At 44.0% G+C, this 425-nt stretch carries 1 protein-coding gene; it reads left to right on the top strand.

What is annotated here, in order from left to right; translation table 11 throughout:
- Positions 1–297 (top strand): LGFP repeat-containing protein (locus tag K8U60_RS18960; RefSeq protein WP_223643639.1); only part of this gene is annotated, 297 nt, incomplete at its 5' end.
- Positions 298–425: the final 128 nt, after the last annotated feature.

Here is a 425-nt window from a genome sequence, read left to right as displayed (position 1 = left end):
TTCCGCTCCCTGCACGAGCCGGGCAAACCGGAGAAGTCCATTTACTGGACCCCAAAGACCGGAGCTCAAGAGGTATATGGGGGAATTCGCGAACACTGGAAGAACTTGGGGTGGGAACGTAGTTCCCTGGGTTACCCAATCGGAGCAGAGCGAGACCAGCCAGGTGGTGGGCGCATGCAGGAATTCGAGAATGGAATAATTGACTGGACTCCCGAAAAAGGTTCTTTTCTTCGAAATGAGAAAATAAAAGGAATACAGGATATCGGAAAAGGAACAATGAACTGGACGCCAAAATAAGGATTTTTTCAATGAAGAGGCGATTAAAGAAAAATTATAAGCTTTATAAAAAATTAATTAGACCGAAAAAAACTAATTTATGGAAGAAGGAGAGTTTGATGCCAACCAATGTTGCCGGCTTTACCATT

The sequence above is a fragment of the Planococcus circulans genome (assembly GCF_020023385.1).
Lineage (GTDB): Bacteria > Bacillota > Bacilli > Bacillales_A > Planococcaceae > Planococcus.
This window is presented reverse-complemented; position numbering and strand designations above follow the sequence as displayed.